Source organism: Vibrio hepatarius (assembly GCF_001274785.1).
GTDB lineage: Bacteria > Pseudomonadota > Gammaproteobacteria > Enterobacterales > Vibrionaceae > Vibrio > Vibrio hepatarius.
Map to the genome: position 1 here is coordinate 258,874 of NZ_LHPI01000008.1, position 12,903 is coordinate 271,776.

Annotated in this window: 15 protein-coding genes and 1 other RNA gene; 9 read left to right on the forward strand and 7 right to left on the reverse strand. The window is 47.5% G+C overall.

From position 1 onward, the window contains the following. Nucleotides 1–16: 16 nt before the first annotated feature. Nucleotides 17–595, reverse strand: a complete 579-nt coding sequence (gene rpoE / locus AKJ31_RS10590; RefSeq protein WP_053409061.1) for an RNA polymerase sigma factor RpoE — start codon at nt 593–595, stop codon at nt 17–19. Between the two features lie 404 nt (nt 596–999). Between rpoE and nadB the strand changes: the two genes are divergently transcribed. Next, on the forward strand, nt 1,000–2,616 hold the full coding sequence (nadB, locus tag AKJ31_RS10595; protein WP_053409062.1) for an L-aspartate oxidase: 1,617 nt from the start codon (nt 1,000–1,002) through the stop codon (nt 2,614–2,616). 15 nt (nt 2,617–2,631) lie between these two features. Here nadB and AKJ31_RS23600 read toward each other — a convergent pair whose 3' ends face one another. After that, nucleotides 2,632–3,030 (reverse strand): protein YgfX, encoded by a 399-nt coding sequence (locus tag AKJ31_RS23600; protein WP_425425087.1) that lies wholly within the window; start codon nt 3,028–3,030, stop codon nt 2,632–2,634. Beyond that, on the reverse strand, nt 2,999–3,259 hold the full coding sequence (locus AKJ31_RS10600) for an FAD assembly factor SdhE (RefSeq protein ID WP_053409063.1): 261 nt from the start codon (nt 3,257–3,259) through the stop codon (nt 2,999–3,001). Before AKJ31_RS10600 ends, AKJ31_RS23600 begins: the two co-directional genes overlap by 32 nt. A 225-nt stretch (nt 3,260–3,484) precedes the next feature. On the opposite strand from AKJ31_RS10600, the gene ygfZ reads away from it, so the two are divergent. From ygfZ to AKJ31_RS10620, 3 genes are all read left to right on the forward strand, one after another. Next, a complete protein-coding gene (gene ygfZ / locus AKJ31_RS10605) occupies nt 3,485–4,450 on the forward strand; it encodes a tRNA-modifying protein YgfZ (RefSeq protein ID WP_053409064.1) in 966 nt (321 codons plus the stop codon). Continuing rightward, on the forward strand, nt 4,443–4,916 hold the full coding sequence (locus AKJ31_RS10610; protein WP_053409065.1) for an aminoacyl-tRNA deacylase: 474 nt from the start codon (nt 4,443–4,445) through the stop codon (nt 4,914–4,916). Before ygfZ ends, AKJ31_RS10610 begins: the two co-directional genes overlap by 8 nt. Before the next feature lie 598 nt (nt 4,917–5,514). Then, complete coding sequence (locus AKJ31_RS10620; protein ID WP_053409067.1) at nt 5,515–5,721, forward strand: DUF1107 domain-containing protein; 207 nt, start codon at nt 5,515–5,517, stop codon at nt 5,719–5,721. Between the two features lie 50 nt (nt 5,722–5,771). On the opposite strand, the gene AKJ31_RS10625 is transcribed toward AKJ31_RS10620, so the two are convergent. Genes AKJ31_RS10625 through AKJ31_RS10635 form a run of 3 tightly spaced genes read right to left on the reverse strand, consistent with a single transcriptional unit; the run spans nt 5,772 to nt 8,791 of the window. After that, on the reverse strand, nt 5,772–6,998 hold the full coding sequence (locus AKJ31_RS10625; RefSeq protein WP_053409068.1) for an FAD-dependent 2-octaprenylphenol hydroxylase: 1,227 nt from the start codon (nt 6,996–6,998) through the stop codon (nt 5,772–5,774). 26 nt (nt 6,999–7,024) lie between these two features. After that, entirely contained in the window at nt 7,025–8,203 is a 1,179-nt protein-coding gene (ubiH, locus tag AKJ31_RS10630; RefSeq protein WP_053409069.1) for a 2-octaprenyl-6-methoxyphenyl hydroxylase, read from the reverse strand. Nucleotides 8,204–8,215: 12 nt separating this feature from the next. Further along, entirely contained in the window at nt 8,216–8,791 is a 576-nt protein-coding gene (locus AKJ31_RS10635; protein WP_053409070.1) for a YecA/YgfB family protein, read from the reverse strand. Between the two features lie 226 nt (nt 8,792–9,017). Here AKJ31_RS10635 and AKJ31_RS10640 point away from each other — a divergent pair, with 226 nt between their 5' ends. The 5 genes from AKJ31_RS10640 (at nt 9,018) to serA (ending at nt 12,337) form a co-directional block, all read left to right on the forward strand. Further along, nucleotides 9,018–9,326: a cell division protein ZapA gene (locus AKJ31_RS10640; protein WP_053409071.1), complete on the forward strand. Its 309-nt coding sequence runs from the start codon at nt 9,018–9,020 to the stop codon at nt 9,324–9,326. 20 nt (nt 9,327–9,346) lie between these two features. Then, nucleotides 9,347–9,530: non-coding RNA, 6S RNA (ssrS, locus tag AKJ31_RS22580), on the forward strand. A gap of 32 nt (nt 9,531–9,562) precedes the next feature. After that, nucleotides 9,563–10,150 (forward strand): 5-formyltetrahydrofolate cyclo-ligase, encoded by a 588-nt coding sequence (locus AKJ31_RS10645; RefSeq protein WP_053409072.1) that lies wholly within the window; start codon nt 9,563–9,565, stop codon nt 10,148–10,150. Between the two features lie 62 nt (nt 10,151–10,212). Next, a complete protein-coding gene (gene rpiA, locus AKJ31_RS10650) occupies nt 10,213–10,869 on the forward strand; it encodes a ribose-5-phosphate isomerase RpiA (protein ID WP_053409073.1) in 657 nt (218 codons plus the stop codon). 238 nt (nt 10,870–11,107) lie between these two features. Next, nucleotides 11,108–12,337 carry a phosphoglycerate dehydrogenase gene (serA, locus tag AKJ31_RS10655; protein ID WP_053409074.1) on the forward strand — a complete coding sequence of 410 codons (1,230 nt, stop codon included), beginning with the start codon at nt 11,108–11,110 and terminating at the stop codon, nt 12,335–12,337. Nucleotides 12,338–12,408: 71 nt separating this feature from the next. Here the strand turns inward: serA and ilvN are convergent, their stop codons facing one another. Next, nucleotides 12,409–12,903 carry an acetolactate synthase small subunit gene (ilvN, locus tag AKJ31_RS10660; protein ID WP_053409075.1) on the reverse strand — a complete coding sequence of 165 codons (495 nt, stop codon included), beginning with the start codon at nt 12,901–12,903 and terminating at the stop codon, nt 12,409–12,411.

Sequence of the window (12,903 nt, forward strand, 5' to 3'; positions counted from 1 at the left end):
ATAAATGTCACTGGTATTAGCGTTGCAAAAGAGGTTGAATTTTTTTCTCAACCGCTTCACGTGCGCGGAAGATGCGCGAACGCACCGTTCCGACAGGGCAATCCATTACTGCCGCAATTTCTTCATAACTCAAACCATCCAGTTCGCGTAGCGTCATTGCGGTTTTCAAATCTTCAGGCAGTGCTTCAATCGCACTGAAAACTACTCGTTTCAATTCATTGGACAACGTTAAGTTCTCAGGGTTCGAAATTTCTTTTAATGCACTACCGGTTTCGTAATATTCAGCTTCTTCAGTATCCACATCTTGGCCTGGTGGTCTGCGACCTTGTGCCACGAGGTGGTTCTTAGCAGTATTAACCGCGATACGATATAACCATGTATAAAAGGCGCTTTCGCCTCGGAAACCAGGAATCGCTCGATACGCTTTAATAAATGCTTCTTGTGCTACGTCTGGCACATCGCCGGGGTTTTTGACGTAGCGAGAGATAAGGTTACAAACCTTGTTTTGGTATCGCATTACCAGTAAGTTAAATGCTTGCTTATCTCCATTCTGAACTCGCTCAATTAATACTTGATCGGTCAGCTGCTCGTTCATTCGAGCGGGTACTCCTATCGTTCTTAGCTCTCTATCTTCTCAGATATGAGCATTAATTATGCAAAATGTAGTATTGACACCACTGCTTACTTGAGCACTATTGTGACCTAGCAAAATATAGATAGTTCAAACTTTCTCTAAACTAATTTTTAGTTAGTGATGAGCTAAATACCTTCTGATTCGAATTGTGAGGACGAAGGTCAACAAAAGCAATGCTATTTACAAAGAATTGCAGATAAGCAAGTGCTATTATAGTGAGCTGCCTCTGAAGTTTTCAGTAGCGACAGTGGTAAAACGTAGATTGGTGAGAGTGGGATCGCTCTTCGTTCGACGCACCTAATCCCCCTGTCCGAAGGGTATATTCCGTGCTTCGAGATAATTTAACTCGGGAATTTAAAAGTTTTATGAACGCAAACCGTGAACATCAATGTGATGTGTTAGTGGTAGGTAGTGGCGCAGCAGGGCTATCGTTGGCGTTACGTGTGGCAAAACACGGCAAAGTCATTGTATTGAGCAAAGGACCTCGCAATGAAGGGGCGACGTATTACGCTCAAGGCGGCATCGCAGCAGTATTTGACGAGTCAGACAGCATTGAATCGCACGTACAAGATACCTTAATCGCAGGCGGCGGGATCTGCGAGAAAGAGACCGTTGAATTTATCGCTAAAAACGCCAAGAAGTGCGTGCAATGGCTGATTGACGGTGGTGTCCCATTTGACCGTGAAGAAGATGACGACGACGATGAACATCCGCGTTATCACTTAACACGCGAAGGCGGGCACAGCCACCGACGTATTCTTCACGCCGCAGATGCAACCGGCATGGCGATGCAAACGTCGCTGCAAGATAACGCCCACAACCACCCGAATATCACGGTACTTGAGCGCCATAATGCACTGGATTTAATCACCGAAGACAAGATCGGTGGTGACAGCAAGAAAGTCATCGGTGCCTACATCTGGAACCGCAACGAAGAGCACGTCGAAACCGTCCGCGCGAAGTTCGTTGTCCTTGCTACTGGTGGTGCGTCGAAAGTCTATCAGTACACCTCAAACCCAGATGTTTCTTCTGGCGACGGTATCGCAATCGCCTGGCGCGCAGGTTGCCGAGTCGCAAACTTGGAATTCAACCAGTTCCACCCAACCTGCTTGTACCACCCAGAAGCAAGAAACTTCCTATTAACGGAAGCGCTGCGTGGTGAAGGCGCGTATCTACGTCGCCCAGATGGCAGTCGCTTTATGCCAGACTTTGACGAGCGCGAAGAACTAGCACCGCGCGATGTGGTTGCTCGTGCGATTGACTTTGAGATGAAACGCTTGGGTGCAGATTGTATGTACCTAGATATCAGCCACAAGCCAGCCGACTTTATTGAAAAGCACTTCCCGACGATCAACATGCGTTTGCTCGACCTTGGTATCGATATGACCAAAGAGCCGATCCCAATTGTCCCTGCCGCGCACTATACCTGTGGCGGTGTAATGGTCGACTTCCAAGGCCAAACCGATTTAGCCCAGCTGTACGCGATTGGCGAAGTGAGTTACACCGGTCTGCACGGTGCAAACCGCATGGCATCAAACTCGCTACTAGAGTGCGTGGTTTACGCCTGGGCGGCGTCTAAAGACATCATCAAAAAACTTAACGATGCGGAGCTTCCACCGAGCTTGCCCGCGTGGGATGAAAGCCAAGTAAGCTGCTCGGATGAAGAAGTCGTGATCCAGCACAACTGGCACGAACTGCGCCTGTTTATGTGGGATTACATGGGTATTGTCCGCACGGACAAACGCCTTGAGCGCGCGCTGCGCCGTATCCAGTTGCTACAACAAGAAACGCACGAGTACTACAGCAATTTCCGCGTCTCCAACAACCTTCTGGAGCTTCGCAACTTGCTACAAGTCGCTGAGTTGATGGTGCGCTGTGCGATGCAACGTAAAGAGAGCCGTGGCCTGCACTACACGCTCGACTACCCAGAACTGGCGGAAAACAGCGGACCAACCATCTTGGTTCCAGAAAAACTGAAATAGACCAAAAAAGGGAGCTCAATGCTCCCTTTTTAACCACACCAATAAATGTCGGTAGTCTGCTTCTTTCAGGCTGTCCCGCCACAGCATACGACGCCTTCCATCCTTCAATACAAACAATATCCCAACCTTGTCGAGTAATAGGATTGTCCGTCGAACGGAAAATTCATCATCATTACAACGGCTTTGACCCGCTTGGCTTAGTTCTAATTCGCCAACCAACGGCACCACCCACAAGCCAAGCTTAACAAAGGTATCGATGACAAGATAAATCAGCCAAATAGACGGCGCGAGCGGAAAGTCGGAGTGAACAATGAAGAAACAGGCCAATATTGCGCAATGAATATTGACCTGTTTTGCTAAATACGAAGGCGTTAAGTAAAACCTAACGCACTTTGCTGAGGTTGTGAGCAACAATCTTATCGACTATCGAAGCGTGCCCTAGGTTTTCGCTGCGGCCGTGGCCCATGATCCACGTAAACAAATCAGGGTCATCACATTCCAGCAAAGAGACAAAATCACGCTGTTCATTTTCTTGTAACGATTCAAAACACTCTTCAAAAAAAGGCATGATCACTACATCGAGCTCTAGCATACCTCGACGACACGCCCATTTAATACGCGCTTTTTCTTCCGCGGTGTACATTCTATTTTTTCCTCACCTTATCGGTTGTTTTCGCCCGAGTGTAACAAGCAAAACGCGATACAACTACTAACTCAGTCACACAACCGGGCAATACCAAGTGAGTTGCGAGCTGGTGCCTATAATTGGCTATGAAAAAACAATCTAAATGCCTACAACTCCAAAGGTTGTTTCATAACACGGTTCGGATTTAACATAGTGGTATTGAACATTTAGCAGGTAACTATCATGGATTGGCAAAACAAGTTTGCGCCCCTTTCTCTCTCAACGACAGACGCTCTACCTGAGCTTGCTCTTGCTCACCTTACATCATGGGGAGCGATTACTATGGTGGGCGATGATAAAAAGTCTTACCTGAGCGGACAGGTCACCTGTGATGTTGTATCACTGGCTGAAGACAGTTCAACACTAGGTGCACACTGCGATGCAAAAGGTAAGGTATGGAGTGTATTCCGCCTATTCCATCACAACGATGGCTACGCCATGTTCCAACCGAAATCAGCGATCGCGGTTGAGCTAGCTGAAATTAAAAAGTACGCGGTGTTTTCTAAAGTAGACATCAGCGAAAGTGACGATGTTGCACTCGGTCTGATCGGTTCTTCTGCAACTCAAGTGGTTGAGCAACTTTCTGAATCGCAAGGCGACGTACGCGCGATTAACGGCGGCACGGCGGTTAAGATCGACGATTCTCGCTGGTTACTTCTGCTTACCCCTCAAGCGGCAGCAACCTTAGTTACTGAAACTCGCGCGCAGTTAATCGACGAGTCACTGTGGACACGTTGTGATATTGAAAACGGCTTACCAGTATTACCAGCAGAGCAGCAGAATGAACACATCCCACAAGCTCTCAACGTTCAAGCTTTGGGTGGAATTAGCTTTACCAAGGGTTGCTACACAGGCCAAGAGACGGTCGCACGAGCAAAATACCGAGGTATGAACAAGCGTGCGATGTTTATTGTCTCAGGCAACGCAGAGCAACAACCTGCAACTGGCGCTGAACTCGAGCGTGCTGTTGGTGAAAACTGGCGTGGAGCAGGACAATTGCTGACCAGCTATCGATTCAGTGACGGAAAATGCATTGGCCTAGTTGTACTGCCAAACAACCTTGAAGCCGATACACAACTGCGTTTAAAAGACGCACCTGAGTCACTATGGAAAATCGAGCCATTGCCATACTCACTTGACGATGAGTAAATATTTGGACACCAAAGTCACGCGCTATTTAACTGAGCAGCAAGTGAGCTTTCGCTTGCTGCCTCACCAAACACCAGCGACGACGATAGAAGATGCCGCCAGACAGCGCGGTATTCGAACCAGCCAAATGGTCAAATCAATCCTACTGCGCGACATGGGCGAGCAATACGCTCTTGCTTGCGCACCGGGCGATCAATCGGTCGATCCGAAGAAAGTTCGCGCCCTGTTGGAGTGCCGACGCATGACCTGCGTCGATTTGAGTCTTGTTCCCGATCTGACCGGATATGAAATTGGCACTGTCACCCCGCTATTACTCAAAACACCCATGCCAGTTATTTTTGACCACAAGATCCTACTGGAGCAAGAAGTCACCATCAGTAGTGGCTCAGTGATGGCAGGGATAGCGTTACATCGCGACGACTTGATTCGACTATGCAATCCAATATTTGCTGATATATGTCGATAGCACAGCCACTTCCCGCCCGACAAAGATCACTTTTTTGCATACTTTAGTGAAGTTCATCACAATAAACCATCAATAACAAATAAATTATTATTCATTTTAAAAGCATATATAGTCACAGGTGGTTTTTTACTTTATGCTAGCCCCGTTGGTTAAAGTTCAAGCAAAGAGCATTGTTGCTTGGGTGGGTAACACCCCATCAAATCCTTCTCCAACAATAAAAGTGAATCCACTGATTGTTTCAGGACATCCACTTTTTGTGTAATGCATCTGTGACTATTCGCCCGCCATTAGCGGGCTTTTTTTTACCTAAACTTTTCTCTGTCATTTCACCTTCTGGCAGAAGTTCGTCTACTATTCTTAAAACTGTCATATAGTTCTGGCCTACTATGCGCTGAGTTGAATCCGGGCAAAGTTTCAACCTCAGAACATAATTGAGGTAGTTATCACATAAAAATGGATATTTAACCGAATATTTGCCCACAGCAACACAAATATCCAATTAATTCAAAAATACTGCATATTCCTCCATTGCTATCACACATTTTCAGGAGGGATATTTATATAATCTGCAGTGCTTGATAACCAAAAGGATTGATGTATGAGACTGTTTAAGCGCTATACACCAGGTATGATTGCTAAACATGTAAGTCGATTATTTAAAGGAAGAATTTATATTTACGGCGTTGGTAAATTTGAATTCGATAACGGGAAGCTGATACTTCCTGAGAAAGCAGAGACAAGGCACTTCAGAGCGGTAAAAGAAGTGAACCAGGAGATCATGAAACTCCGCTGCGCGTACGCTTAAGAGTCTGTTGAAAGAATTAAAAAGGGTTGGCATTGCCAACCCTTTGTCATTTAACTGACGGAAATTTTATGCCCTTTGGCTAAATCCGGTAGCTCACCTTTTAAACCCAATGCACGTTTCATAATTTCGTCTTTTGCACCAGGTAATTGGCTCACTAACGTCATACCGATACCACGAACCAACTTCTTCGCCGGATTATCACCAGAAAACAGGTCTTTGAACCCCTGCATCGCCGCGATCATTTTTGCAGCTTCCGCTTTGCGCCAGCGTTCATACCCGCGCAGGTTACGCTTAGTACCTATGTCTTCCCCTAGCCGCCATAACGAGAGTACCTCTTGCGCAAGGCTCGCTGCATCTAACAGACCTAGGTTTACTCCTTGCCCTGCCAACGGGTGGATGGTGTGTGCTGCGTCGCCAACCAAAGCTACTCGCTCAACAGCAAAATCCCGTGCGTAACGCATACGCAGTGGAAACGCAAAGCGCTCACCGACCACTTCACACAATCCGAGGCGGACATCAAACTCGGCCGTTAGAGATTTATTAAACTCGCTTGGCGACATCGACACCAATTTATCTGCGCGATTCGGTTCAGTCGACCAAACAATCGAACTCATGTGGCTATCGCCAAGCGGAAGAAACGCCAGCGGGCCTTGTGGAGTAAACACTTGTCGCGCAACTTTCTGATGCGGTTCAGCCGTTTTGATGTTCGCCACAACGGCACTGTGTCCGTAGTCCCAATGCGTGAGGGGAATATCTTGCTGTTTGCGAACCCAAGAGTTCGCCCCATCCGCACCTACGACAAGTTTGGCGGTCAGCGCCTGACCATTATCCAAAGTCAACCATGCTTCACTTTCACCAATGGCTAACGTGTTGCACTTGGTTGGCATCAACAAAGTCACATTGGACTGTTGCTTAACCTGATCGAGCAACGCAAGTTGGATCACTCGGTTTTCAACGATATGACCTAAGTCTGGCTGTGCTAGCTTATCCGCATCAAACTCAATACGGGCGAAACTATCTTGCTCCCACACTTCCATCGCAGAGTATGGTGCCGCACGACGTTGCAGAATGCCTTGCCAAGCACCAAGGTTACGTAAGATGTTCTCACTTGAGCGGCTCAACGCCGATACTCGCACATCGGGCAAATCATTGAGTTGGTTATCCGGTTCATTGCTTTCGATAACCGCGATACGCAAGTCAGTGTCTTTAAACGCAGCAGCTAGAGCAAGTCCAACCATGCCGCCACCAACGATGGCAATGTCTACGCTTTGCATCATCTGAATTCTTTTCCTTTTATGTACTGCTATCTTGCAACCAAACCAAGTGTTCTTGCCAATAACGGCGCTTTGAGTAGCGGTAAGTTATCCATCGCCGCCAAACCCAAGTTACGTCCAATACGCATCGTCAGGTAGTCATTGGAGAAGACGTGAACCAAAGTCGAAGTGAGAGCGATCGTAGCTTCTCGGTCGGATTCTCGTCGCTGTTTAAAACGGCTTAATGCATCATACGAACCTGGGTCTTGAGTGGATTGCGCAATCTCTTCCGCCAGCGTCGCGACATCGCGAATCCCAAGGTTGAAGCCCTGCCCCGCAATTGGGTGGAGCGTTTGTGCCGCATTGCCAACAATCGCAAAACGGTGAGACGTATTTTGTTTGCGGTAACGAAGCAGCAGCGGGTAACTGGCACGCTGCCCGACTTTCTCTAACGCACCGAGTCGCCAACCAAACGCATCTTGTAGACGATTAAGAAACGCGTCGTCATCTAGCGCCATCACGTGTTCAGCATCTTGCGGTTTTAGACACCACACCAACGACATTCGCCCTTCACTCATCGGCAAAAGAGCCACAGGGCCAGAGTCGGTAAAGCGTTCAAATGCTCGCCCTTGGTGCGCTTGTTGAGTGGTGATATTAGCGATGAGCGCGACTTGTTCAAAGTCGTGCTCAAGCAGGTCCAAACCAATTTGCTGGCAGCAGGTGGAGATTGCTCCATCGGCGGCGACCAGTAGTTTGCTTTGTAAGGTTTCGCCACTATCAAGCGTCACGGTGACACTCCCTTGTTGGCGATCAACCGCTTGTACCGACGCCGGACACAAAAGTTCGATATCGTCGTTTTGCTCAACAAGGTGATGATAAATATTACCGACATCGGCGAGCTCAACCACGTAACCGAGCGCGTCAACGCCGACTTCTGCGGTGCTAATTTCGGTCATCCCTGCATGAGAACGGTCTGAAACATGAATATGTTTAATCGGTGTGGCGACCTGTGCTATCTCTTGCCATAGCTGCAACGATTTCAGAATATTAACCGTGCCGTGAGAAAGCGCGATAGAACGCGAGTCAAATCCGGGATGCGCTTTGTGGTCAACCTTGAAGGGCTCCACCACCGCAATCGCAAGGGGCTTGTCAGACAGTTTATTGATGGCCAGTGCTAGCGTCATTCCCGCCATCGCACCACCAGCAATCACAACATCAAACTGCTTCATCAGAGTACCTAATTAGTGGATAGTCGGAGCCTTTTCTTGCACTGGCTTTTGGCCAAACTCTGCATGAATGGTCAGCACGCACGCTTTAACGTGTTCAATCACTTGCTCAAGCAAGATCGCTTGCTCTTGCATGTCATCCTCTTCGTCAATGCCAAGTTTTGAGATTTCCTCAAGGTCAGTAAGCGCTTCTTTTACATCAGCTGAAGCCCCTTTCACTTGCGCACCAACTAAACCAAGACCAGAGATAAAGTGGTTCACCCACTCAGCCAGTCCATCTGCCATATCGAATAGGCTCGCACTCGCCTCTTCATCAGGTAGTAACATCGACACATCCATACCTGAACCCGTGAGTTCTTTCGCGGTTGCATCCAATGTTGTTTCTGCAAGCTTGAGTGATTGCATCGGCCACCCCATACCATCATTGGTGTAGTCGAATAGCATCGGCTGCCAGCTCTTGTCGGTAAGACTTAAGCCACCGCTTAACATGCCTGTCAGCAAGCCATGCAGCTCAGCAGGGTTCATCGCGATGCCCGCGTTTTGCAGCTCTGTCGCTAATGTTAGGTAGTCAGGTAGATGGGATTCGCTCATGGAGAGACCTAAAAATTGCAAAATAAAGTCAATCGTACCACTTACCAAGGAATGCGGAAACGAGCGATTCGGCAATTATGGGTAGCTTTTACACAATTTGTCCAATTACTGTGTTATTACCGTATAGTTGAATGTGAAAAGCTTGAATCTTAACAGTGCTTTTTCTATAGTTTCCTCCTCGGCGACGAACTGCAGAGTCGCCCCAAGTAACGCGTACAGAGTCGATATGAGTAATCAAGCGGTTGAAGTAGAAATTTTAGGTAGAACCACACGGGTAAACTGCCCAGCAGGACAAGAAGAGTCACTGTTGCGTGCGGCTGAGCGCCTTGATGAGAGCTTAAAAGATTTAGCTGCAAAAACGAAAATAACCAACGAAGTACAATTGTTGACTTTTGTTGCACTTAACTTTTGTCATGAGCTAGAGAGCCGTGATAGTTTAAAAGCAGAGCAACAAAACGCGTTAACTGAGCGAATGGAACTGCTCAGCGCATCACTAGGTGATGCACTCAGTAAAGTAAAGCCAGGACAGCAATAACTTTTACAGCAAAACAAGAATTTACCCTGGAGTGTGCGTGAGGGGATTACGTCCCTGAGCCGATAAGCAATACCTAAGGGTTAGTACTTGATAGCTATTGAGCAAGCTCGGCTCGTACCGAGAAGCCTACGGTTATCTCTGCTGATCCGCCTTGAACCAGCTGGTTCAAGGGTCAATAATCTCCAACGGCACTCTGGGGTATTCCCTCTATACCCCACCATCAATGGGTATATTCTATGATTCTCTCTCGCCAAGATTTTCGCCAACACATCCGTGAAAAACGCAATCAACTGCACAGCGATGTTCAGTTTCAAGCCAGTATGGAGCTTGTCACTCAATGTGCACAACTTAGCGAGTTTCAAACCGCGCAGCACATTGCCTTATACTTGTCCGCCGATGGTGAGCTGATTACTACGCCTCTGATCGAGTGGTTATGGCGTCAAGGAAAACGCACCTACCTTCCGGTCATTCACCCGTTTTCAAAGGGACACTTGCTGTTTCTTCACTACGATCAACACACGCCAATGGTGTTAAATCGCTACTCCATCGCTGAGCCCAAGCTTGACCAAACCCAAATTCTACCAATACAGCAACTCGACCTGATTTGTACGCCTTTAGTCGGTTTTGATTCTACTGGCCACAGGCTTGGTATGGGTGGCGGTTACTACGATCGAACCTTAGAGCCATGGTTTAAAACCGGTCGCGGTCCGAAACCGATTGGCCTGGCTCATGACTGCCAACAGGTTGAAAAGTTGCCGGTCGAATCTTGGGATGTACCATTACCTAAAATAGTGACACCAAGCCGAATCTGGGATTGGGAATAAGCGGTGATTGATCATATAATCGCGCCGCAAACGTTAATCTAACCGCATTTTAGGAGATGGGCATGACTCAAGATGAGATGAAGAAAGAAGCTGGCTGGGCAGCACTTAAATATGTAGAAAAAGACAGCATTGTAGGTGTTGGCACTGGCTCTACCGTAAATCACTTCATCGATGCACTGGGTACTATCAAAGATGACATTAAGGGTGCGGTTTCAAGCTCTGAAGCGTCGACTGAAAAACTCAAAGGTCTAGGTATCGAAGTTTTTGACTGTAACGACGTGGCGAAACTAGACATCTACGTTGACGGCGCTGACGAAATCAACGCTGACCGTGAGATGATCAAAGGCGGCGGCGCGGCACTGACCCGCGAGAAAATCGTTGCAGCTATCTCTGAGAAATTCATCTGTATCGTCGACGACACCAAAGCGGTTGACGTACTAGGCGCATTCCCACTGCCTGTCGAAGTCATCCCTATGGCTCGCTCATACGTAGCGCGTGAGTTAGTAAAACTTGGCGGCGACCCAGCATACCGTGAAGGTGTAGTAACAGATAACGGCAACGTGATCCTAGACGTGCACAACATGCAAATCACTAACCCGAAAGACATGGAAAACAAAATCAACGCGATTGCTGGTGTAGTGACGGTTGGTTTGTTTGCTCACCGTGGAGCTGACGTAGTGATTACTGGCACTCAGGAAGGCGCTAAAATCGAAGATTAATGGCTTCTAATCCAGTTATTTGACGACAAATGGCACCACGCGGTGCCATTTTCTTTTTCCGCTATAAAAATTATTGCTTATTACGTAATTTTCTTACCCAAAACGTCTTTTTTTTGTTAACTTAGTTTACAGAAGACGCTCAGGAAAACGTTTGCGTAACATCAATACATACAAAAATGTTATCCATTTACAATGTGCGCCAGTTAAGCCCCACTTTCCCATTTTAAGGATGATGATAATGGCCAAAGTTTCACTGGAAAAAGACAAAATTAAGATACTCCTCCTAGAAGGTCTTCACCCATCTTCTGTTGAAGTACTCCAGGCCGCAGGTTACACCAATATTGAATATCACAAAGGCTCCTTGCCTGAAGATGAGCTACTTGAAGCCGTCAAAGACGCTCATTTTATCGGTATTCGTTCTCGTACAAACCTATCCCAAGAAGTGATCGATGCTGCTGAAAAGCTGGTTGCTATTGGTTGTTTCTGTATCGGTACGAACCAGGTAGACCTTAGCGCTGCGGCGGTACGCGGTATTCCAGTGTTTAACGCCCCATTCTCCAACACGCGTAGTGTTGCTGAGCTGGTTCTTGGTCAGGTGCTATTGCTGCTGCGCGGTATTCCTGAGAAAAATGCGCTTGCGCATCGTGGTATCTGGAAGAAGAGTGCTGACAACTCTTACGAAGCGCGTGGTAAACGCCTAGGTATTATCGGCTACGGTCACATCGGTACTCAGCTTGGTATCATCGCGGAAAACTTAGGTATGCGCGTGTACTACTACGATATCGAAAACAAGCTGTCGCTAGGTAACGCAACTCAAGTGCACACCATGACAGAACTGCTGAACAAGTGTGACGTAATTTCGCTTCACGTACCAGAAACACCAGAAACCAAGAACATGATGGGTGCAGAAGAGTTTGCTCGCATGAAGCCGGGCTCAATCTTCATCAACGCAGCGCGTGGTACTGTGGTTGACATCGAAGCACTATGCCACTCACTAGAGTCAGGTCATATCGCAGGTGCAGCAATCGACGTATTCCCAGTTGAACCTAAGACCAACGCCGACCCGTTTGAGTCTCCGCTGACTAAGTTTGACAACGTTATCCTTACTCCACACGTAGGTGGTTCAACTCAGGAAGCGCAAGAAAACATCGGTGTTGAAGTTGCAGGTAAACTGGCTAAGTACTCAGACAACGGTTCAACGCTATCAAGTGTTAACTTCCCAGAGGTTTCACTGCCTGAACATCGTGATTGTTCTCGCCTACTACACATTCACAAAAACCGTCCTGGTATCCTGACGCAAATCAACACCATCTTTGCGGAAGAAGGGATCAACATCGCTGGTCAGTACCTACAGACCAACGCAGAGATCGGTTATGTTGTTATCGACGTAGAATCAGCGCGTTCAGAAGAAGCATTAGAGAAACTGAAGAAGATCGAAGGCACGGTACGTGCGCGTATTCTTCACTAAGCTCAGCGCCAAGATCAAAAAAACCACCGTTTCGACGGTGGTTTTTTTATGACTGAATAACGAAAAGTCGCTTAAGGTTTTAGCGCGCGCTCACCACGAGCAATACCTACTACGCCGCTTCGTGCCACTTCAATGACTTCTGTCACTTCCGAAAGCGCCTGGATGAAAGCGTCGAGTTTTTCACTGGTTCCCGCTAGCTGCACCGTGTACTGCGACGCGGTGACATCAACGATCTGACCACGGAAAATATCCGCGGTACGCTTCACTTCCGCACGGGCAAAACCGCTCGCTTTGACTTTCACCATCATCAGCTCACGCTCTATGTGTTCAAACTCAGTCACTTCCTGAACTTTCAGAATATCAATCAGCTTGTTGAGCTGCTTCTGAATCTGCTCTAACTGCATGTTGTCAGAAATGGTCGTTAGGTTCAGGCGCGATAAAGTTGCATCGTCTGTCGGGGATACCGTTAAAGATTCAATGTTGTAGCCACGTTGAGAGAACAAACCCACAACTCGAGACAATGCACCCGGCTGGTTTTCCATTAGTAGCGAAATAATGTGTCTCAT

Bases quoted from the DNA above. Each gene is read 5' to 3' on its own strand.
- AKJ31_RS10635 (WP_053409070.1), bottom strand. From the start codon at position 8,791: ATGAGCGAATCCCATCTACCTGACTACCTAACATTAGCGACAGAGCTG.
- AKJ31_RS10645 (WP_053409072.1), top strand. From the start codon at position 9,563: ATGATTCTCTCTCGCCAAGATTTTCGCCAACACATCCGTGAAAAACGC.
- serA (WP_053409074.1), top strand. From the start codon at position 11,108: ATGGCCAAAGTTTCACTGGAAAAAGACAAAATTAAGATACTCCTCCTA.
- rpoE (WP_053409061.1), bottom strand. From the start codon at position 595: ATGAACGAGCAGCTGACCGATCAAGTATTAATTGAGCGAGTTCAGAAT.
- AKJ31_RS10600 (WP_053409063.1), bottom strand. From the start codon at position 3,259: ATGTACACCGCGGAAGAAAAAGCGCGTATTAAATGGGCGTGTCGTCGA.
- AKJ31_RS10640 (WP_053409071.1), top strand. From the start codon at position 9,018: ATGAGTAATCAAGCGGTTGAAGTAGAAATTTTAGGTAGAACCACACGG.
- ilvN (WP_053409075.1), bottom strand. From the start codon at position 12,903: ATGAGACACATTATTTCGCTACTAATGGAAAACCAGCCGGGTGCATTG.
- nadB (WP_053409062.1), top strand. From the start codon at position 1,000: ATGAACGCAAACCGTGAACATCAATGTGATGTGTTAGTGGTAGGTAGT.
- ygfZ (WP_053409064.1), top strand. From the start codon at position 3,485: ATGGATTGGCAAAACAAGTTTGCGCCCCTTTCTCTCTCAACGACAGAC.
- AKJ31_RS10620 (WP_053409067.1), top strand. From the start codon at position 5,515: ATGAGACTGTTTAAGCGCTATACACCAGGTATGATTGCTAAACATGTA.
- rpiA (WP_053409073.1), top strand. From the start codon at position 10,213: ATGACTCAAGATGAGATGAAGAAAGAAGCTGGCTGGGCAGCACTTAAA.
- AKJ31_RS10625 (WP_053409068.1), bottom strand. From the start codon at position 6,998: ATGATGCAAAGCGTAGACATTGCCATCGTTGGTGGCGGCATGGTTGGA.
- AKJ31_RS10610 (WP_053409065.1), top strand. From the start codon at position 4,443: ATGAGTAAATATTTGGACACCAAAGTCACGCGCTATTTAACTGAGCAG.
- ubiH (WP_053409069.1), bottom strand. From the start codon at position 8,203: ATGAAGCAGTTTGATGTTGTGATTGCTGGTGGTGCGATGGCGGGAATG.